Below are 20485 nucleotides of genomic sequence, written 5' to 3'. Positions count from 1 at the left end.
GATGCTACTGGCATCACCCGATTCCCGCCGCCGTGGCAACTGCGGCATCTGCGGCGGCTGCGGGATCTGCGAGGTCCAAAGGCGCGGGATCGTGCCCGGCCCAGATCTCGCGAGACCGGGCTTCCGGATACGGCGAGGTCACCGATGCGATGTCCACGACGCGAGTCAGCTGCCGCCCGGGCTCGGGCTCGTAGGCGGGCCACCCGGGGTCGCCGGAGGTGGTGAAGCGGGCCCAGCCCTGTTGGAGTTCGCGGGACACGGCGACGATCTCAGGCCCCGGTTGGTCGCCGAAGAGTTGGCGGCCGGAGGGGCTGTCCAACGTGCCGAACGCCAGGGGCACGTCAAGGCTGTGACAGGCGCCCAGGATCCCGCCGGCGGCCGGGGCCGTCAGTTGTAGCTCGAAGAGGAATGATGTGCCTCCGGCTGCTTGGTTCGCCTGGGCGAGTCGCAGTGAGGGCATCCGGAAGAGGGCGTCGGAGTACACGGCCTCAACCAGTTCTTCCGGAGTGGCATGGGGATAGGCGGCGCGGTAGGCGTCGGCTCCGTCCCCCTCCGGGGCGAACAGGTCCAGGGCCAGACGAGCGTCGTCCTCGGTGAAGGTGCCCAGCCGGCCCATCATGACGCTGAACAGCCGGAACTCGTCGCGGGTGTGGCCGACGATCAGCTCTATGCCTTCTGCGCGTCCACCGGCCAAAGCCCGCCAAGGCGTTTCGGTGAGCACCACGCCATCGAGGACCGGGCACACGGCGACCCCGATCTGCGACAGTCGGCCCCAGCTCCGGCGGCGGCCGGGAAGCTCGGCGCCGAGGGCGGTGAGCTCGTCGGCCAGACGCCGGGGGTCGATGCGGGACAGGGCTTCGGCGTCAGGCGCCGCCCCGACCCGGTCCGCGAGCGCCGCTGCGACGTCTTTCGCCAGCGCGGGAGTGGCCAGCAGTCCCGGCACCGAGTGTGCGATGGCCCGGTGGAACAGTCCGCGCGCCTGCCTCATCGCCAGCAGGGCGGCGATCGATCCCGCGCCGGCGGACTGGCCCGCCACCGTGACCCGGTCGGGGTCTCCGCCGAACGCGGCGATGTTGCGCCGCACCCATTCCAGGGCCGCGATCTGGTCGAGGAATCCGCGGTTGGCCGGGGCGCCGTCGAGCTGGACGAAGCCCTCGGCCGCCATCCGGTAGTTGATGCTGACTACGACCAGGCCCGCGCTGGTCAGGCCTGCGGGGTCGTACATCGGATCGCTGGAGGCGCCGGCGATGTAGGCGCCGCCGTGAATCCACACCAGGACGGGCAGACCGGCTGCGCCGATGGCCGGAGTGCTGACGTTCAGCGTGAGCCAGTCGTCGCCGGCCGAGCTCTCGGCCGTCGGCCCCGCTTGCGGAACCACGGGACCGAACTCGACTGCCTGCCTCGTTCCACTCCATCCGTCCATCGGTACGGGTGCCTGGAAACGCAGCGGCCCGACCGGTGGCTGGGCGTACGGGATGCCGCGGAACACCGTGTGATCGCCGTGCCGGCGTCCTTCGACGAGGCCTTCCGCTGTTCGTGCCCTGGGTTGTTCGGACATGCCCACACCTTCCTGCACGCTTTCGCCTCCAGTGCTTTGGCGAACCGGCTTCCAACTTTTATCGGTCAGATGTAATATGTCAAGTGTATGGAAAAGGAGGGCCGACGATGCCCAAGCAGGTGGACCACCGCGAGCGCCGCGAGACCATCGCCCGCGCGCTGTGGCGGGTCGTGGAACAGCGCGGCATCGCGCACGCCAGCGTCCGCGAGGTGGCGCAGGAGGCGGGCATCTCGCACGGCGCGGTGCAGCACTACTTCGCCACGCGGGAGGAGATGTTGGTCTTCGCCATGGACTTCGCCTCCGAGCAGACCGCGGGGCGGGTCGCTGACAGCCTGCGCGCGTTCGGCGACCGGCCCCACCCGCGCGACCTGCTGCGCGTGATGCTCACGGAGATGCTCCCGCTGCACCCCGACGCCCGCGCGACCAGCCGGATGAGCGCCGCCTACGTCCTGGAGGCGCTGCACGACGCGAACATCCACACCCGCGCCCGCGACGGGCTGACGCACGGCCGCGAGCTCGTGGAGCAGATCGTCCGGCAGGCGATCGCGGACGGCCGGATCGGCGCCGACCGCGACCCGGCCACGGAGACCAACCTGCTGTTGGCGCTCACCGGGTTGACGCCGCTCATCGAGCTGGGCGTGATCGAGCCCGAGGCCGCCCTGACCGCGGTCGACCAGCATCTTGAGCGGTTGTTCAGCGGCGAGGCCTGAGCGGTATTCGCCAGCCGCATTCCCAAGCCGCATTCCCTGCTCCGCGCGTCCTCGTCGTTCCAGGGCGGCGTTGCCGGCCGGATCGAGCAGACCTCGCAGACCTCGCAGCCTCCAAATGTCTGACATTCGGCTATCATAGAGATCATGGACGAGATCAAACCGCCCCAGCGCGTGGCCAGCCTGGCATCGCAGCTGGTGGACAGCCTGCGATCACTGATCGAGAGCGGCGAGTGGCCGGTCGGGACGCGCATCCCGCCCGAACAGGTCCTCGTCGAGCAGTTGGGCGTCGGCCGCTCCACCCTGCGCGAGGCGCTGGGGGCGCTGTCGCATCTGGGGCTGCTGGAAGCCCGGGTCGGCGACGGGACCTACGTGCGCGCATCGAGCGAGCTCCAGTCGGTGATGGTGCGACGGGCCAGCGCAAGCCGGCGGGACGAAGTACTCGAACTGCGGGCCGTCCTGGAGCAGTACGCCTCCGGCATCGCGGCGCTCCGGCGCAGCGAGGACGACGTCCGGCAGCTGCGGGAGCTCTCGGACTTCATGGCGAAGGTGAGCACCCCGGAGGACATGGCCGCGCTGGCCGGGGCGGACGGCACCTTCCACCGCACCGTGGTCCAGGCCAGCCGGAACAGCCTGCTCATCGAGGTCTACGACTACCTCGGCACGGCCCTGGCCTCAGCACTCGGCGGCCTTCCGTGGTCCGACACCGCCGCCGCGGAGCACGCCGAGCTACACGGCCGCCTCGTCGACGCCATCGAGGCCCGCGACGAGGACGGGGCGCGCCGCGTCGCCGCGACGATCGTCGGCCTCACGCGGAACCACGCCGTCGAGCCCGGACACGATGCCGAGCACGAACACGGCGTCGAGCCCGAACACGGCGCCGAGCACGCGAGCCGGAAAACCAAAGGCCAGTAAGGGGAGGCAGAACAATGGACACGGAACTCTCAACCACAGCCGGGATATCCCCGACCGCCGCCACCCACCCCGGTCCCGCCGGACACCATGACAGCCACGGCGCCGGCCACCACGCCCGCCACGCGGTGTCGCCGGCCCTGCTGATCGGCATCCTGCTCGTCGCGGCGAACCTGCGCACCCCGCTCACCGGCGTCGGTGCGCTGCTGCCGACGATCCAGCACGGCAGCGGCCTGACCGAGGGCTGGAGCGGCCTGCTCACCACGCTGCCGCTGCTGACGTTCGCGGTGACCTCTCCCCTGGTGGCCCGCGCCTCGCACCGCTTCGGCACGGCGCGGCTGCTGGTCGCGGCGCTCGCCGCACTGATCGCCGGCACGGTCGTGCGGTCATTGCCCTCGCTGGCCTGCCTGTTCATCGGCACCGTCATCCTGTCGGCGGCGATCGCGTTCGGGAACGTCGTCCTACCGGCACTGATCCGACGAAGCGTGCCACCACAACGGATCCACTCGATCAGCGCCCTGTATGTCACGGTCATGGGCCTGACCGCCGCGGTCTCCTCCGGCATCTCCCTGCCGCTGGCCCACGTCCTGCCGGGATCCTGGCGCACCTCGCTCGCCTGGGGTGTCGTGTTCACGATCGTGGCGCTCGCCGTGTGGCTGCCACGCGTCCGGAATGACAGGCACGAAGCAAGCGCCGGAGCCACCCGCAGCCCGATCCCATGGAAGTCCCGGGTGGCCTGGCAGGTCACGTTCTTCATGGGCCTGCAATCCCTGGGCTTCTACACGGCCGTCGCCTGGCTGCCGAGCATCCTGGCCCGCCACGGCCTGTCCGGCACGGCAGCGGGCTGGGTGCTGTTCTACTACCAGCTCATCGCCCTGATCGCCAGCAGCCTGCTGCCCTTCCTCACCCGCGGCCGCGCCGACCAGCGATGGATCGCGCTCGGCAGCTCCCTCATCGTCGCCAGCGGCTTCGCCCTCCTCGCCGCCACCCCGTCGGCCTACCTGGTGGCCTGCACACTGCTGGGCCTCGGCGGCGGCACCACCCTGGTGCTCGCCCTGACCTTCCAGAGCCAACGCGCCCGCAGCGCCGGAGACGCGGCGGCGCTGGCAGGCATGGCGCAGTCGATCGGCTACCTCATCGCCGCGACCGGACCCCTGCTGCTCGGCGTCCTCCACCACGGCGGCCAAGGCTGGACCCTGCCGCTGTCGCTGCTGGTGGTGCTGAGCGTCATCATGGCCGGCGCCGGGTATGGGGCGGGGCGCGATCGGCTGGCGCATCACTGAGAGCAGCACCACTGAGAGCATTCTCACGCCGCGGTATCGCGATTACCCGCCCTGCCTGGATGCATCAGGCGGCGCATACCAGCACACTGTTGGGTTGTGGCAAGGTCAAAGCGCTCGGGCTCGGGTTCCGGCTCGGGCTCGGGCTCGGGGGTCGAGAGAGTAAGCGGCCTCGGCGCGGCCTGGTACCGCTCGGTCAAGATGGCCTCGCGGTCCGGGATGCGGGTCGAGCGGGCCTTCAACGATCCCGCGGCAGCGGCGCGCTCCGGGCTCGGGGTGGCGATCGCATTGTTCGGGGCGCTGGCCTGGCTTGGTCCGACCCACGCGGTGCTCCCCGCGCTGGGGGCGCAGCTGACCGGTATGACCAGTGTGCTGCCCGGGTATCGCCGCGGACCCGGGCTGACCGTCGCGACCGCGCTCGGGCTGTTCGCCAGTGCGTTCGTGGGCAATGCGGTGGCGCCCTGGCCTGCGTTGTTCGTCCTGGTGCTCGCGGTGTGGGCGTTCGGGGCCGCGATGTTCTGGGCGTTGGGGAGCGCGCAGGGGATCGCCGCGGCGATGACCGTGCCGGTGATGCTCACTATCGTGCGCGCGCCCCGGGATGTCGCCGACGCCGTGCAGTTCGCGCTGCTCATCGGGGCCGGCGGGGCCGTGCAGGTCGCGCTGGTGCTGGTGTGGCCGGACCGCTCCTGGAACGCGCAGCGGTCCGCGCTGGCCGACGCGTGCGCCTCGGTGGCCGACTACGCGCGCCGGCTCAGCCGCAGCCGGGACGCGGTCTTCGACCCGAACGCGCTGGCGCAGGCGCGGGCGGCCGCCACGCTCACCCCGCGCCAGGCCCGGCGCCGGCCGTCCGAGCTGTCGGGCATCCGGGTGCTGATGGACGAGGTGCGGGCCGTCCTGCTCGCGCTCGCCGACGCCGGCAAGGCGATGCCCGACGCCGAACGCGCACAGGTCCGGGACCTGCTCGACGCCGCGGCCGGTGTCCTGGACACCGCCGCCCGCTCCATCCGCACCGGGGCCGTCGTGCCGCCGTCGACCGCGCTGCTCACGGCGATGGAGCAGGCGGCGCGCAACAGCTTGGTCGGGGAGCCGGCCGGGGACGCCGCCGAGAAGCTCATCGACCTGCTCGGCCAGGTCGACGCGGTCCTGCGGGAGACCGAGGAAAGCGATCCCAGCCCCAGCCCCAGCCCCAACGGTAACGCCGGCCCGAACCCCAATCGCCCCGGCATCCTCCACCGCCCAGACCTCCGCCAGCGCCTGGCCCAAGCCCGCCGCACCGTCCGCCACGAACTCCGCCGCGACTCCCCGATCCTCCGTCACGCCCTGCGCGTGGCCGTGGTGGTCGCGGTGACCGACGGAATCAGCAAGCTGTTGAACGTGCAGCACGGCTACTGGGCCGCGCTGACCGTCATGATGGTCATGCGGCCGGACTTCTCCCAGACCTTCAGCCGCGGCGTGGCCCGCTTCGCCGGCACCCTGGTCGGCGTCGCCCTGGCCTCGACCGTCGTGCTGCTCTCCCACCCCGACCCGTGGGTGGCCGCGGCGCTGGCCGCCGCCTGCACCGGCGCGCTCTACCTGGTGATGCAGTCCGGCTACCTGGTCGCCAGCACCCTGATCACCGCCTACATCGTCTTCCTGCTCTCCATGGACGGACTCGCCCTGGCCAGCACCGTGCGCGAGCGCGTCGCGCTGACGCTGCTCGGCGGACTGATCATCTTCAGCTCCTACGCGCTGTGGCCGTCCTGGCAGACCGTCACCCTCGCCGGCCGCCTGGCCGACCTGGTCGAGGCCACCGGCAGGTACGCCGCCGCCACGATCGAGGCGGTCGCCGAGCCGGGGCCGGCACGCCGCAGGCGGGCCCGCGAAGCGCTGCTGGACTCGCGCGAGGCGTACCTGGCGCTGGAGTCGGCGGCGCTGGCGGCCGCGCAGGAACCGGTCCGCGACCGCGGGCCCAGCCGCGAAGGCCTCACCCGCGCCCACCGGGCCCTGGCCCGCCTGTTCGAGGCGGCCGTCATCGTGCAGGCGCACCAACCGCCCGGCGACGAACCGCCCCGGCCCGCCGGCTCGGCGTTCGCCCACACACTGCGCGACGCGCTCCTGGCCACCGCCACGCAGGTCCGCCACGGCCAGACGGTCACCACGACGGACTTCGACGGCGCGGCGGCGACGTGGAAGGGCGCGAACGACGGCACCTCGGCGGCGATCCTGCGGGACGCTTCACGCCTCGCGGCCGAGGCCACCCGGCTGCAGGAGTTGTTGACGGCGCTCGACCCGGTGCCCCCGGCCGCCACTGCTCCCCCGGCTCAGAATCGAGCGACCCGGCACGAGCCTCCAATGCCATAGTTGGCGCCATGCTGACCCGGCTACGCCGTCGCTCGTCCGTCATCGCCATCGCGGTCACCGTGCTGGTGCTGGTCGCGGTCGGCGTCGCCAACGTCGTGATCAAGCACGTCGCCGAGGGGCGGATAGCGCGGCTGGCGGGCTGCCGGCTGAGCGCCGGCGGGCCGGTCGGCGACTCGCTGCCCGGGACGTTCGCCGGGCTCGGGGCGGTGTTCGGCGACGTGGGTGACGTGCACGTCTGGGCCGACGGCGTCCAGCGCGACGGCGTCTCGGCGCACGTCGACGCGGTGCTGCACGACGTCACCACGGGCGGCGCGACCAGCGGCGGCACGGCCGTCGCGTCCGCCCCCTACAGCGCCATGACGCAGCAGCTGGCGCAGATGTCCGGGCTGACCGATCCGTCGATGGCGGCCGACGGCGCCGGGCTGGTCATCACCGGCAGCACGTCCGGATTCCCGGTCACCGTCCACACTTCGATCAGCAGCAGCGCGGACGGGTTCACCATCACGCCGACCACGGTCGCGGTCTTCGGCAAGGAGATCTCGGTGGCGTCGCTGCGGTCATTGCCGTTGCTCAAGGACCTGGCTCGGCAGCTGGACCCGAAGGTGTTCGCGCTGCCCGACCTGCCCGACGGCGCGGCGCTCACGGCGGTGCGGCCCAGCCCTTCCGGGCTGAGTCTGGACTTCTCGATCCCGAAAAGGGGCGCGAGCAAGGCTGAGACCACGTGCCACGCGGCGGCCGGGTGAGCGGAGAGCGCTACCCGCTAGCCGATAGCCGCTACCCGGTAGCCGGTAGCCGGTAGCCGGTAACCGGTAACCGGTAACCATTGGCCTCTCGCGTCTAGCCACCGATCCTCGGCAGAGCGGGCAGCACCTTCCCGGCCCTGACCGGAAGCGCGGCGAGCGCCCGCTGCCGGTGGCCCGACCGCCAGACCAGCGCTTCCGGAGCCGCCGCCAAAGACAGCTCGGGCAGCCTGTTCAGCAGCGTCCACAGCGCAATGCGCACCTCAAGCCGGGCAAGGGGCGCGCCCAAGCAGTAGTGCACGCCGTGGCCGAACGTGACGTGCCCGGTGCCCGGAGCGGCGCCCGAGTCCGCGGCCACCGGCAAGTCCCGATTCGCCGAACTGACCGAGAGCAACACGGTGTCCCCGGCCGGGATCACGACACCTTCGTCGAGTGCCACGTCCTGCGTCGGGAAGCGGCGGATCGCCGTCGTCCCGGGCTGGTCCCGCCGCAGCACCTCCTCAACCAGCGCGGTCATGCCCGGCGTGTGCGGATCCGGCTCCGCGCGCACCGCGTCCGCGGCGGCCGGGTCCGCGAGCAGCCGGGCGGCCGCCGCGCTGATCACGTGCACCGAGTTCTCGTAGCCGGCGAACAGGATCAGGAATGCCAGCGAGAGCAGTTCCTCCTCGGACAGCCGGTCGGCCCCGTCCCGGGCCGCGATCATCGCCGAGAGCAAGTCGTCGGCGGGCGCGTCCCGCTTGGCCGCGAGCAGCCCGACGAGGAGCCCGATGATGCCGCGGAGCGTTCCGGCCATCGCCGTCGGCGGATACTCGCCCGGGGCGAGGAGTACCTGGGTGTACCCGCGCAGTGTCGCGCCCTGCTCTTCGGGCACGCCGAGCAGGTCGCAGATCACTGCGATAGGCAGCGGTGCGGCGTAGGCGGCGACGAGGTCCGCCGTGCCCGGGTCAGTGGTACCCAGCACGTCGGTCAACCCGTCCACCAGCGCATCCGCCCGCGCCTGGATCCGCTCGCGAAGCCCCTCCACCCGCCGCGTGGTGAACGCCGAGGACACCAGGCGCCGCAACCGCGCGTGGTCCTCGCCGTCCAGGTTCAGCAGGTTCGCCTCCAGCGCGGGCGGCAGGCCGAAGCCCTCGTACCCGGCCAGCGAGGCCTTCTTGTTCAGGGCCAGCCGCGGGTCGGCGAGCAGGTTCCGCACGTCGTCATAGCGGCTGACGACCCAGATCCGCTCCCCGCCCGCGAGCTGCGTGCAGTGCACACCACCGGGTTCGGCGTGCAGCCGGGCGGCCACCGCCTCGTGGTCGGCGCCCAGTACGGGGTTGAGCGCGCGGGCGATGTCCGCGTCCTTGACAGTCACCGGACCAGCCTAGTGGATCGTAGAACCCTGATTCCCGCTCCGTGTTGCACAGAGCCGCACGGACTGGCCAGGCTGAACCCATGGACGACGAACAATCATCACACGACGCCCTGGAACGGGTGCCCGCCGCGGACGTCAAGGTCTCGCACGCCGACCGGGACGAGGTCGTGGACATCATCCGCGACGCGGCGGCCGAGGGCCGGCTGACCCCCGAAGAACTCGACCACCGGGTGGAGGCGGCGCTGGCCGCGCGGACGCTGCGCGACCTGGCCGCGCTGACCAGGGATCTGCCGGAGCAGCCGCGGCGCGCGGAGCCGGCGGTCCCGGCCAAGGACGTGGTGAAGATCGAGAAGCGCATCGGCCGGGTCGAGTGGAACGGGACCTGGGTGGTCCCGCGCCGGATGGAGATCAAGCTGACGGTCGGCAACGCCAAGCTCGACTTCACCGACGCGATAATGGCCCACGACCGGCTGGTGATCGACGTCGACCTCGGCATCGGCGGCGATCTGCTGCTGATCACCCGGCCCGGCATCGTGGTGACGGCCGACGACGTGATCGTGCGGATGGGCGAGTTGAAGGTCCGCCCGCCGCAGCAGGACCCGAACCACCCGGTGGAGCTGCGGATCGAGGTCACGGGCCGGTTGCGCGGCGGCGACCTCGTCGTGCGCTATCCCCGCAGATTGCGCTGACGGCGCGCCGGATCTCCGGATCTCCGGATCTCCGGATCCGCCACACCGCCCGTTCAACAAGGGTCGTTGAACGGGCGGTCGTCCGACTTGACGCATGCCGATAAGGGAATATGATTGCGTCCATGGCACGAGCAGCGACGACGTCGGACGTCTTCAACGCGATCGCCGAGCCGCAGCGCCGGGACATTTTGGTCCTGCTGCGGACCGGCGAGCGGCCGGTCACCGAGTTGGCCAGGGAGCTGGGGATGACCCAGCCCGGCGCTTCCAAGCATCTGCGGGTACTCCGGGAGGTCGGGCTGGTGCGGGACCGCAAAGCGGGCAAACAACGCCTCTACGGTCTCGACGCCCGCGGGCTGCGGCCGGTCCACGAGTGGGCCGGCGGGTTCGAGCGGTTCTGGAACGAGAGCTTCGACCGGCTGGACGCATATGTACAGGAGCTCAAGCAAGCACGGCAGGAGGAGTAGCTGATGAGCGCGACGGGACGAGGAGCGCCGGCGCAGTTCGCCGCGACGGGACAGAAGACGTCCGCGCGGTCCGCGACGGCCGACCGTGAGATCGTGATCTCCCGGGTCATCAGCGCCCCGCGGGAGCTGGTCTTCGAGGCGTTCACCCAGGTGCGGCACCTGTCCCGATGGTGGGGACCGGACGGATTCACCACCACCACGCGGACCTTCGAGTTCCGCGTCGGCGGGGCGTGGGACTTCGTGATGCACGGCCCGGACGGGACGGACTACCAGGAGTGGATCGCCTGGACCGAGATCGCCGCACCGGAGCGGATCGCGCTGCGGCACGGCGAATCCCGGGACGACCCGAACGCCTTCGAGTCCGTCCTGACCTTCGCCTCCGACGGCACGGCCACCCGGATCGAGATGCACACGCTGTTCCCCACCAAGGAACTGCGCGACGAGGCCGTGGAGAAGTACCACGCCGTCGAAGGCGGCCGGCAGACCCTGAACAACCTGGCCGAATACATCGCCGAGATCGTTCGCAAGGAAGAGGAAGGTGGGAACTGATGGCCGGGAAGGTGTTCTTCAGCGTGTCGATGTCGCTGGACGGGTTCGTCGCGCCGGAGGAGCGCGAGGACGACCCGGATCAGCAGCGCTGGACGGCGCAGTGGATGGAACTCCAGCAGTGGCTCTTCCCGCTGCGCTTCTTCCGGGAGAACCTGAAGTTCGGCGAGGGCGGTGAAGAAGGGCGCGCCAACGACATCGCGCGGGAGACGTTCGAGCGGACCGGCGCGAGCGTGATGGGCAAGCGCATGTTCGACCTCGGCGAGAAGGCGTGGCCGCCGGAGGCACCGTTCCACACTCCGGTCTTCGTCGTGACGCACGAGAAGCGCGACCCCTGGGAACGGCCCGGCGGGACCGTCTTCCACTTCGTCAACGACGGCATCGAGTCCGCGCTCGACCAGGCCCGGGCCGCCGCCGGCGACCGGGACGTGCGCATCGCGGGCGGCGGCACGACGATCCTGGAGTACGTGAACGCCGGCCTGGTCGACGAGTTCACGGTCGCACTGGCCCCGGTGCTGTTCGGCACGGGGACCAGCCTGTTCGCGGGCGTGGACGCCGACCGCGTGGCGCTGGAGCAGGTCCGCTCGGAGCCGACGCAGCGGGTGACCCACGTGACCTACGCCGTCCGCACGCGATGACTGCCTTGGCGTGGGAGGGATGACTGCTTGGGCTAGAGCGGTGTGATGGCCGCCTGGGCCTAGAGCGGCGTGACGACCGCCTGGGCCTAGAGCGATGCGATGGCCGCTTGGGTCTGAGAACGAGCCAGCGGCTCATACAGCGCCGAGCGCGGGTCGTAGAGTCCGGCCCGGTGGTAGTACACGTTGGTGACCACCTGGAGCAGGACGAACAGCACGCCCCACTGGACGCCGTTGAGCGCGGGCACCTGGTTGACCGGCAGCGTGTAGGCCATGGCGAAGCGCACCACGGCGTCGGCGATGGTGGCCGTACCCCAGATCACCGCGGCCACCCGCCAGATCCTGCGGAATCCCGGCAGCCGTTCCCACAGCACGTCCCAGGACTCGCCGTGCGGACCGACCCGGCCTTCCAGGAGCACGCGGGCGAACATGAACACCACCGGCCGCTCGGCCCGTGCGGTGACCAGCAGCCAGGCTCCGGCGAACGCGGTCAGGTAGCCGTCCTTGGCCAGCAGGAACCTCGGCGAGCCGGAGATCAGCGAGGCCAGGGCCGACAGCACCGTGACGGACACCATGAACAGGCTGAGTCCGTCCAACTTCCGCGAGCGGACCACCTGGTAGACCGAAGTAAGGCCGGGCAGCACGGCGGAGAGCAGCAGCGCCAGGAAGGTGCTCAGGCCCAGGCCGTGCAGCAGGTAGTACATGCCGATCGGCGCGCCGACGTCCCACACGAGGGCGAGCGCGGCTCTCCCCCGGCTGGTGGGTGGCGCTTCGGGTGCGCTCATGTCTGTCCCCTTACAGCTTCGGTCCGTCGGCCCTTCAAGCCCTCGGCCCTTCAAGCCCTCGGTCCTTCAGTCCTTGCGAGTGGCCAGGTCGAAAAGGGTGCACAGCTCGGCGGCACACCCCTCCAGATCCAGTCCCGGGTACGTCTCCAGCAGCATCGGAACGCCGTCGACACTGCGTTGCACGCTGGCCGCGACCACCCGCGGATCGAAGTCGCGGAACTCGCCGGTCTCCTGGCCCCGGCGCAGAATCCGCTCGACCGGGTCGAGCACCACCAGCTCCGACGTCTCCGGGTCGTAATCCAGGGCCCCGGCCAGGAAGATCCCCAGCAGCGCCTTCATCTGGACCCGGTGCTCGGCGATGAACTCCAGGTAGCCCCGGATGTAGCCGAGCAGCAGCTCCCGGCCGCCGGTGAGCCCGGCCATCCGGACCGCCATGAACTGCCCGATCTCGGTGTAGACCGCGGTGACCACCGCCTCCATCAGCTCGCTCTTGCCGGCGAAGTGGTAGGAGATCAGCCGGGTGCTGGACAGATCGGCCCGCTCGGCGATGCGGGCGAACGAGGCCTGCGGGTAGCCGAGGTCGGCGATGGTCTCGATGGTCGCGGCCACGATCTGCGCCCGGCGGGCGGTGGCCGTGAACGATCGGTCTGTCTCGCCGTCGTTTACTCGCATGAGTAAAGATTACATCACGCAAGTAAAACCGGCACCACGGGGGGCGCCGTACTGGTCTGCACTGGTATGCACTTACCTGCACTGGTCTGCACCGCCCCGCACAGGCCCGCAGAAGTGCCGCCTGATCACAGCCGGTCGGGCCGTGTCGGGACCGGCCGGGACCGGTCCCGACACGACTATGTTCAGCTGTTGTGGGAGCTGTGTTCAGCTGTTGTCGGAACGAAAGGACAAGGCCATGGGGCTGTTCCGGAAGAAGAGGTCTGAGACCGCGGCAGCAGGGCGACCGGCGACAGGGCAACCGGCCGCCAGACAGACCGAAATCGGGGTCCTGTTCGACATCGACGCACTCGGCGGCGGGTTCTACGGCCCGAAGGCGTACCAGGTCCTCTTCCAGACCCTGGACCCACAGCGCCTGAAGCGCTGCTCCTTCCACGACGGCGACACCAACGCGACGATCTTCCAGGGCGCGCGCCTCTACTGCATCGCCATCCGCTCCCCCGCCCCGCAGACCGTCGACTACGTTCGCGAACTGATCAGCGCCCGCACCGACCCGGGCCTGCTGCCGCCCAGCGAGCGCTTCGTCGACGGCGACGTCACGGAGTGGGAGCCGCTCGTTCCGGCCGGTTTCGTCAACGATGCGGCGCAGCTGGTCGTCAAGGAGAACGACATGATCCACCCCTCGGTGGCGGAGGGGACCGCGTGGCGGGTCGTGATCGGTTAGGGGCGGTCCTCGCCGTATCTTGATTGCGTGACCGCCAGTCAGCCGTTCTCCGAGCCGATCGAGATGGCGCCGCATCTGTCCGGATGCCCGTATGAGGCGTACGCACGGCTACGGGAGACCGGTGGCGTCCACCAGGCGGTCAAGCCCAGCGGCGGGCGAGTCTGGGTGATCAGCCGCCACGCCGATGTCAAGGCATTGTTATCCGACCCGCGGATGTCCATCGAAGCGCGCAACTCCCATCACGGGTACCAGGGCTTCGGTCTGCCACCGGCTCTCGACGAGCACCTGATGAACGTGGATGACCGGGCGCACGCAAGGCTTCGTCGCCTGGTCTCCTCCGCGTTCACCCCGCGCCGCGTCGAAGCCCAGCGCGAGCGCGTCCAAGCAGCCGTCGACCGCCTCATCGGCACGATCGCCCCGAACGGCCACGCCGACCTGGTCACCGAACTCGCCGCCCCGACTCCCGTGGCCGTCATCTGCGACCTGCTCGGGATCCCGGAGTCAGACGGCGCCGCCTTCCAGGCCTACACCCGCTCGCTGATGACGCCGAACGATCCGAATCGGCCCGCCACCGGCGACCTCGTCGCCGGCCTGCACACCTGCCTGGTGGACCTGGTCGAGCGCAAGCGCGCCGAGCCGGCCGACGATCTGCTCACCGCGATGATCACCGCACGCGACGGGGACGACCGGCTGTCAGAGAACGAGCTGACGTCGCTGGCCTTCCTCATCCTGTGGGCCGGCTTCGAGACTACGGTGCACCTGATCGCCAACGGCATCGCCACGCTGCTCAGCGAACCGCGGCTCGCAGACCTCGTCCGCAAGGAGCCTGATCCACACACGCCGCGCATGGCCGCGCTCGTCGAGGAACTGCTTCGGCGGGACGGACCCATGCTCACCGCGATCCGACGCTTCCCCCTCGAAGACCTCCGCATCGGCGAACGAGTCGTGCCCGCGGGCGAGACCGTCCTGCTGGCGATCGGCTCAGCCAACCGCGACCCGCAGTACATCACCGACCCCGACGCCATCGAGCCCGACCGCGACCGCGCCGCCAGCGGCCACCTCGGCTTCGGCCACGGCCCGCACTACTGCCTCGGCGCCCCACTGGCACGCATGGAGGTGCGAACCGCCTTGTGGACCGCGGTGCACCGGCTGCCGAACCTCACGCTCGCCCTCCCCGAGCAGGACCTGCCCTGGAAACTCGACCACCGCCAGCACGCCCTGACCGCGTTGCCCGTCACGTTCATGGCACAGGTGGTCAACGCCAACCACAGCGCGTTCCCCGACTCCTAGACCGATACCGATACCGATACCGACGCCGACGCCGACGCCGACGCCGACGCCAGATAGCAGAATGCCGCGTCAGGCCCACCTGCACATCGACGACCCGCTAGTCCGGACCATGCCCTTTCTACGACTTCTACGGCCGGGGCAAGACGGCCAAGGCGGTCTCGGCGATGGCGCGCAGCGAATCGGGACTGGTGTCCGCCTTGCCCAGGGCTTCGATGCCACGCAACACGGCCAGCAGGAGTCCGGCGAGGCGGTCCGGGTCGGCGTCCCGGTCGATCTCGCCTGCCCGCTGCGCGCCGGCGACGCAGGAAGCCAGCAGCCCCTGGATGGCCGCGAAAGTCCGGCGGGCCGTGGCCGCGACGGCCGGATCCTGCCCCGAGAGTTCGGCGGTGCCCTTGGCGAGCAGGCAGCCGCGCAGGCACACGTCTGAGGCGGTGGCGTCCGCGACCGCCAGTATGTGTGCGCGCAATCGCTCATACGCCCCGGCATCCGGGCCGTCCAGGGCCCGGCGCACGCCTTCGACCAGTGCGGCGCAGTGGTCGTCGAAGGCGCGCAGGAACAGATGGCGCTTGTCGCCGAAGGCGCCGTAGAGGCTGCCCTTCCCCAGGCCGGTGGCCGCCGCGATGTCGTCAACCCTGGCCGCCGCGTAGCCGGTCGTCCAGAACTGGTCCCTGGCGACGCGCAAAACCTCGTCTTCGTCAAAGCTCCGGGGGCGCGCCATGGCCCAAGGCTACAGGTTCTTGACCACCTCGTCCAGAATGGGTTAGGTTCTGGACTAGACAGTCAAGAACAGCGAGAGGATCAGCGTCATGAGCCCCATGGACGGAAAGACAGCCCTGGTCACCGGAGCCTCCGCCGGCATCGGACGGGCGATCGCCAAGCGCTTCGCCGACGACGGCGCCCGCGTCTACATCACCGGCCGGCGCGCGGACGAACTCGAAGCCGCGGCAAAGGACATCGGCCCCAACGCGGTCCCCGTGCCCTCCGACGTCTCCCGCGCCGCCGACCTCGATCGCGTCATCGACGTCATCCGCGGCGACGGCCGGCGGCTCGACGTCGTGGTGGCCAACGCCGGGCTGGGCGACGGATCCAGCCTCACCGACGTCACCGAGGAGCAGTTCGACCACGTCTTCGGCGTGAACACCAAGGGCAGCCTGCTGACGGTGCAGAAGGCCCTGCCCCTGCTCGCGGAGACGGCCTCGGTGATCCTGCTGGGCTCCACCACCATCCACCAAGGCGTCGACCGCATGGGCGTCTACGCCGCGTCCAAGGCCGCCGTGCGCAGCCTCGGGCGGACCTGGGCCGCCGAACTGGCCCCGCGCGGCGTACGGGTCAACGTCATCACACCCGGCCCCATCGCCACCCCCGCGATCGAAGGCCTGGCCGACAAGTTCGGCATGGGCACCGAAGACCTGCACGGCGCGCTGGCCGCGCAGGTCCCACTGCGGCGCATGGGCCGCCCCGAAGAGGTCGCAGCGCTGGCCGCTTTCCTTGCCGGGCCGGAGAGCTCATTCATCACCGGCGCCGAGCACTTCGTCGACGGCGGGCAGGTCCAGGTCTGACCGGGTCCGCCGAACCCGGTGTCACATCGACCCCGGTGTCGTATCCGCACGATCACTTGTCGAGATCGAATGCGTACCCTGCGTTGCGCCCCTTAGCCTGTCCTCATACCTGGGAGCAAGGGCAGCAGCGGAGAAGGACGTGCAGTGATGGTGAAGCCCGCGGCACGTGACCGCCTGGCTGCGGTCCTCACCAGGGAGTTCGGCGAGCCGCCGTTCGCCGTCGTCGAGCAGGCCGATCCGGCGCTGCTCGACGTCGAGGTCGACGGTGCGGGGCGTTTGAAGTACCCGGTGACGGCGGCGCAGGCACGCAAGCTGTGCGCTTTGGGCACTCCGGCACGCTACGGGCGCGGCGAGCGGACGCTCACCGACGCGTCGGTCCGCGACACCTGGGAGGTGCCGCGGACCGCGGTCCACCTGTCATGGTCGCCGCTGTTCGACAAGGTGTTGGACCGGATGCGAAAAGGACTCGGGCTGCCAGGCTCGGCAAGGCTCCGGGCAGAGCTGCATTCGCTGCTGGTCTACGAGCCGGGCCAGTTCTTCCTGCCGCATCAAGACTCTGAGAAGCACGACGCGATGGTCGGCACGCTGGCCGTGACGCTGCCATCCCGGCACAGCGGCGGCGAGCTCGTCATCACGCAGGGCGGGCGGAGCGAGACCTGCTCCGGCTCGGCGTCCCGGCTGGCGCTCTGCGCGTTCTACGCGGACTGCCGCCACGAGGTGCGGCCGGTGAAATCCGGATACCGGATCGCCGTCACGTTCAACCTGCTGCTGGACGGCGGCGCGCCGCAGGCGTCGGGTGCCGACACGGTGAACGAGGCGGCACGGCTTCTGGGCACCCACTTCGCGACCCCGTCTTCGGCGTACTCGTGGGGGAAGGCGTCGCCACCCAAGCGGCTGGTGTATCTGCTGGACCACGAGTACACCGAGCGGGGACTGAGCTGGAACCGGCTCAAGGGCGCAGACGCCGACCGGGCGGCACTGCTGCGGACGGCGGCCGAACAGGCCGGCTGCCAGGTCATGCTGGCGGGCACCAAGATCAAGGAGACCTGGGACACCTATCCGGAGGACTCGGACTACGAGGATTGGGACGACGAGGGCTGGGAGGACGGCGAGGACGACGACCGCGACAGCGACGGCGACGGCGACGGCGACGGCGACGGCGACGGCGACGGCGACGGCGACGGCGACCACGAGCTCAACGATCTGATCGAGCGCACCACGACGCTGTCCTGTTGGGTCGACCCGGAGACCGGGAAGCGCGAGTCGATCAGCCTCGAAGTGGGCGAGGACGAGGTCTGTTCCAGGACCTCGACCGCCGACTTCGAGCCGTATGAGCAGCAGTACGAGGGCTACATGGGCAACTACGGCAACACCCTGGACCGCTGGTACCGGCGAGCGGCGGTAGTGGTGTTCCCCGACAGCCTGGCCTTCGCCAATCGGGCCGAGGCCGCCCCGGCCTGGGCGATGCGCCAGGTGGCCGAGCGGGCGCGGTCCGGGAACGTCGCCGGGGCCCGCGCTGACGCTGCTTCGCTCGAACCGTTCTGGACCGCGACGGTGAGCCCGGACCTTCGCGGCGGTGTCTTCGGCCCGGCGTTGAAAGCCGCGCACGCTGTGGACGATCCGACGGTCGCGGCCATGCTGCTGGCCCCATTCCGGTCGGAGGACCTGCTCGCCAAGCACGCGGCACCGTTGAGCCGCCTTGCGAAACGCTACGGCGGCGCCTGGCTGGGCCGGATCCTGGGCACTTGGTGCGCCGGCAGCCAAGGCGAGGTCTATGGCTACACATCCGAGAGCCGTGACTGGTATTCGGCGCTGCCGGTGCTGTGCACGAGCTTGACGGCTTCCGGCCGCGACGGCACCGCCGCGTCCCGTGCGCTGCTACAAGCGGCGTGGCAGCGGCTGGCGGCGACAGCAGCACCGCGGCTCGCGTCTCCTCCCAGCCGCCGCGCCGCCGGTCTGGAGGACCTCGGCGCGCCGCTGGCCGCGGTGATCGCCGCCGCGGCCAACATGGCGGCGACCACGACGGGCGACGTGATCGCGGCCCACCTGGCCGGGCTCGGCGACGAGGCGCTGCCCTGGCTGCTCTCGGGGCTCCGCTCATTCTCAACGGTGCACAGCGACTCAACGGTGCACGGCGAGGCGCCAGGCGACCGGCTGTCGGCGGACGTGGCGGCAGACTGCGGCCGCCGACTCACCAGGCGGCTGGCGCGGCCGGCGCGCGCCGCGAACGACTGGTCGATCACGCTGCCCGAGGGCTGCTCATGTCCGTTGTGCGAGGTCCTGGCGGATTTTCTCGCCGATCCGACCCTGCGGATCCGGGAGTGGCCGCTGGCCAAGGAGAACCGTCGGCACGTCCACTCCCGCATCGAGGCGGCCGAGCTTCCAGTCGACCACCAGACACGGAGGGAGGGTCGCCCTTACACCCTGATACTGGCGAAGAAGGACACGTTGTTCAGCGGAGAGCGGGCACAGCGCGCCGAGGATGAGGCGGACCTGCGATGGATCCTCGCCGTCTGGCCCTCCGCGGCCGTGGCCTCAACCTCAGCCACCTGACATAGCGGCGCTGGGCGGAACCCGCTACCGGTACGATCTCGGCCGTGGCTGTTGAGAGGATGAACCGGGAAGACTTCTACGCACGGCTGGCCGCTTTGGACCAGGACGGGTTGAAGAAAGCCCTGTGGAACCTGTACTGGCGCGGCGCCGCAACGCTTCGGGAACGGATCGAGGAAGAGATCAACCCGGCCCCGAAAACCTCGCGCGCCAAGGCCCGGGGCGAGGTACGCAGCCCGGTCGCGGTACTCGGCGCAGTCGAACGCTTCGTCAGGATGGTCGAAAGCGGGTCCTATATGGCGGGTATGGCGGGCGATCGGAGCGTGTCGCGCACGGAGCGTTCGAAGTGGCGGCTCACCTTCGGCGCTCTGGCCGCTGAGGCCCGGACCTGCCTGGCCGCACCCGATCCGAGACCGGCCGAGGAGGCTCTGGAGCTGCTCATCGGCCTGGCCCGCGCCATGAAGGACAGCGAGTACGTCCATTCCGACGACCCGGTGGCCGCGGCACGGTTCGTCGTCTCCGACGCGGCCGCCGAGTTGTGGGCGTCGATGTTGCGTCGCGGCGGCATCACCGAACTCATCACCCGAGCGATGCCCCAGCTGGTCCGCTGGGAAAGCCAGTACGGCTGGACCCGCCGTGGCTACGGCGCGACCGCCGAGCGTGAGCGACCACTGGCCCGGGTCGTCGCCGAGCTGCTCCCGGACCCCGACGCGTGGATCGCCTGCGCCGACGCCTACCTGGCCGAGTTGGACCGTTTCGCCGACCCCGCTCCCAGTCCGCGATGGGGCAGTCCCGGCTACCTCTCCGTCAGCCACGGCGGTTTCGACCACGCCGCGTTCGTCCGCGAACAACGCGGCAACGACCTCGCAGCCTGGCACGAGCTGCTTCTTGAACGGCTCCCCGACTACGACGCCGCCGATCGCTTGGCGCGCATCGCGGAGCACCCCGCACTGGCCTCGACCCGCTCGAAGATCGTCATCCTGAAGACCAGACTGGCGTTGGCCGACGGCAACGTCGAGCAGGCGCACACCCTGATCAGCGCAGGGCTTGAGAAACTACCCGGCCATCAAGGATTTTATAACCTGGCCGTCGAGATCGGGGCCGAGCTGCCAGAGGCGGCTCGCCGGGTATTCGCCGAGCGCGGATTCGCCGCCCCCTGACAGCGGCCATACAGTTCAGCCACGCCCACGCATCCGGAAAGTCAGCACCAGGGCTTTCGTCCCTGGTAGCAGGGCCAGGGCCTGGACTGGCCGGCCTCCCGCCCGGTCCGGCCCGGTCCGAGGCGGCTTCGGCGCCCGTTCGGCCCAGCGCACCGCGCGCCATCCTCGAACCCGAGCAGCGTCATGGCATGACTGTGATCATGAAGCTCTCCCGCAAGCTCGCCTCCGTCTCCCTGACCGCCATCACCTTGGCCGTCCCGACGGCCACCGCGGCCCACGCCGACCCGAGCGGCCTGGCGATCACCGCCCCGGTGCAACTCGTCCAGTGCCAGCAGGCCCAGCTCGCCATCAGCGGTGGGACGGGGCCCTATGACCTGCGGATCCTCGATCCGAAGTCGTCGTCGTCGAGAGTCTCCCGACGGTGCAGGGGGCGTCCTCCCTATGGGTGGTAGACCTCCCGGCCGGGATGGAGATCTCGATCTCCGTCACCGACTCCACCGGAGCCGTCGCCTCCACGCCGGCC

Annotated in this window: 20 protein-coding genes; 15 read left to right on the top strand and 5 right to left on the bottom strand. The window is 70.6% G+C overall.

Annotation, left to right across the window (positions count from 1 at the left end):
* Positions 1-13 precede the first annotated feature (13 nt).
* A complete protein-coding gene (locus KGQ19_RS02340) occupies positions 14-1558 on the bottom strand; it encodes a carboxylesterase/lipase family protein (RefSeq protein WP_212007362.1) in 1545 nt (514 codons plus the stop codon).
* Positions 1559-1665: 107 nt separating this feature from the next.
* Between KGQ19_RS02340 and KGQ19_RS02335 the strand changes: the two genes are divergently transcribed.
* The 5 genes from KGQ19_RS02335 (at position 1666) to KGQ19_RS02315 (ending at position 7540) form a co-directional block, all read left to right on the top strand.
* Positions 1666-2268 (top strand): TetR/AcrR family transcriptional regulator, encoded by a 603-nt coding sequence (locus KGQ19_RS02335; RefSeq protein WP_212007361.1) that lies wholly within the window; start codon positions 1666-1668, stop codon positions 2266-2268.
* Between the two features lie 144 nt (positions 2269-2412).
* Entirely contained in the window at positions 2413-3180 is a 768-nt protein-coding gene (locus KGQ19_RS02330; protein ID WP_212007360.1) for a FadR/GntR family transcriptional regulator, read from the top strand.
* Positions 3181-3194: 14 nt separating this feature from the next.
* Positions 3195-4460 (top strand): CynX/NimT family MFS transporter, encoded by a 1266-nt coding sequence (locus tag KGQ19_RS02325; RefSeq protein ID WP_212007359.1) that lies wholly within the window; start codon positions 3195-3197, stop codon positions 4458-4460.
* 96 nt (positions 4461-4556) lie between these two features.
* The gene (locus KGQ19_RS02320) at positions 4557-6797 is read left to right on the top strand and encodes an FUSC family protein (protein WP_212007358.1); all 2241 of its coding nucleotides are present in this window, start codon (positions 4557-4559) and stop codon (positions 6795-6797) included.
* A gap of 8 nt (positions 6798-6805) precedes the next feature.
* Entirely contained in the window at positions 6806-7540 is a 735-nt protein-coding gene (locus KGQ19_RS02315) for an LmeA family phospholipid-binding protein (protein ID WP_212007357.1), read from the top strand.
* A gap of 94 nt (positions 7541-7634) precedes the next feature.
* Here KGQ19_RS02315 and KGQ19_RS51655 read toward each other — a convergent pair whose 3' ends face one another.
* Positions 7635-8891: a cytochrome P450 family protein gene (locus tag KGQ19_RS51655; protein WP_212007356.1), complete on the bottom strand. Its 1257-nt coding sequence runs from the start codon at positions 8889-8891 to the stop codon at positions 7635-7637.
* Between the two features lie 80 nt (positions 8892-8971).
* On the opposite strand from KGQ19_RS51655, the gene KGQ19_RS02305 reads away from it, so the two are divergent.
* The 4 genes from KGQ19_RS02305 to KGQ19_RS02290 all read left to right on the top strand — a co-directional run bounded on the left by KGQ19_RS02305 (position 8972) and on the right by KGQ19_RS02290 (position 11228).
* Entirely contained in the window at positions 8972-9580 is a 609-nt protein-coding gene (locus tag KGQ19_RS02305) for a DUF1707 SHOCT-like domain-containing protein (protein ID WP_212007355.1), read from the top strand.
* 122 nt (positions 9581-9702) lie between these two features.
* Entirely contained in the window at positions 9703-10044 is a 342-nt protein-coding gene (locus tag KGQ19_RS02300; protein ID WP_212007354.1) for an ArsR/SmtB family transcription factor, read from the top strand.
* Between the two features lie 3 nt (positions 10045-10047).
* Entirely contained in the window at positions 10048-10593 is a 546-nt protein-coding gene (locus KGQ19_RS02295; RefSeq protein ID WP_212007353.1) for an SRPBCC domain-containing protein, read from the top strand.
* Positions 10593-11228 (top strand): dihydrofolate reductase family protein, encoded by a 636-nt coding sequence (locus KGQ19_RS02290; protein ID WP_212007352.1) that lies wholly within the window; start codon positions 10593-10595, stop codon positions 11226-11228. Before KGQ19_RS02295 ends, KGQ19_RS02290 begins: the two co-directional genes overlap by 1 nt.
* A gap of 86 nt (positions 11229-11314) precedes the next feature.
* On the opposite strand, the gene KGQ19_RS02285 is transcribed toward KGQ19_RS02290, so the two are convergent.
* Both KGQ19_RS02285 and KGQ19_RS02280 read right to left on the bottom strand, forming a co-directional pair.
* Positions 11315-12010, bottom strand: coding sequence for a VC0807 family protein (locus KGQ19_RS02285; RefSeq protein WP_212007351.1), 696 nt, complete (start codon positions 12008-12010; stop codon positions 11315-11317).
* A 66-nt stretch (positions 12011-12076) separates the two neighbouring features.
* Positions 12077-12682 carry a TetR/AcrR family transcriptional regulator gene (locus KGQ19_RS02280; protein WP_212007350.1) on the bottom strand — a complete coding sequence of 202 codons (606 nt, stop codon included), beginning with the start codon at positions 12680-12682 and terminating at the stop codon, positions 12077-12079.
* 235 nt (positions 12683-12917) lie between these two features.
* Here KGQ19_RS02280 and KGQ19_RS02275 point away from each other — a divergent pair, with 235 nt between their 5' ends.
* Together KGQ19_RS02275 and KGQ19_RS51650 are read left to right on the top strand one after the other, a co-directional pair.
* The gene (locus KGQ19_RS02275; protein WP_212007349.1) at positions 12918-13403 is read left to right on the top strand and encodes a hypothetical protein; all 486 of its coding nucleotides are present in this window, start codon (positions 12918-12920) and stop codon (positions 13401-13403) included.
* Between the two features lie 27 nt (positions 13404-13430).
* Positions 13431-14693, top strand: a complete 1263-nt coding sequence (locus KGQ19_RS51650) for a cytochrome P450 family protein (RefSeq protein ID WP_212007348.1) — start codon at positions 13431-13433, stop codon at positions 14691-14693.
* A gap of 127 nt (positions 14694-14820) precedes the next feature.
* Here the strand turns inward: KGQ19_RS51650 and KGQ19_RS02265 are convergent, their stop codons facing one another.
* On the bottom strand, positions 14821-15411 hold the full coding sequence (locus KGQ19_RS02265) for a TetR/AcrR family transcriptional regulator (RefSeq protein ID WP_212007347.1): 591 nt from the start codon (positions 15409-15411) through the stop codon (positions 14821-14823).
* Between the two features lie 88 nt (positions 15412-15499).
* Here KGQ19_RS02265 and KGQ19_RS02260 point away from each other — a divergent pair, with 88 nt between their 5' ends.
* From KGQ19_RS02260 to KGQ19_RS02245, 4 genes are all read left to right on the top strand, one after another.
* Positions 15500-16252: an SDR family NAD(P)-dependent oxidoreductase gene (locus KGQ19_RS02260; RefSeq protein ID WP_212007346.1), complete on the top strand. Its 753-nt coding sequence runs from the start codon at positions 15500-15502 to the stop codon at positions 16250-16252.
* Positions 16253-16399: 147 nt separating this feature from the next.
* Positions 16400-18805 (top strand): 2OG-Fe(II) oxygenase family protein, encoded by a 2406-nt coding sequence (locus KGQ19_RS02255; RefSeq protein ID WP_212007345.1) that lies wholly within the window; start codon positions 16400-16402, stop codon positions 18803-18805.
* 44 nt (positions 18806-18849) lie between these two features.
* A complete protein-coding gene (locus KGQ19_RS02250) occupies positions 18850-19962 on the top strand; it encodes a hypothetical protein (protein ID WP_212007344.1) in 1113 nt (370 codons plus the stop codon).
* Positions 19963-20150: 188 nt separating this feature from the next.
* Positions 20151-20414: a hypothetical protein gene (locus KGQ19_RS02245; RefSeq protein WP_212007343.1), complete on the top strand. Its 264-nt coding sequence runs from the start codon at positions 20151-20153 to the stop codon at positions 20412-20414.
* Positions 20415-20485 lie beyond the last annotated feature (71 nt).

The organism is Catenulispora pinistramenti, assembly GCF_018274385.1.
GTDB classification, from domain to species: domain Bacteria; phylum Actinomycetota; class Actinomycetes; order Streptomycetales; family Catenulisporaceae; genus Catenulispora; species Catenulispora pinistramenti.
This window is presented reverse-complemented; position numbering and strand designations above follow the sequence as displayed.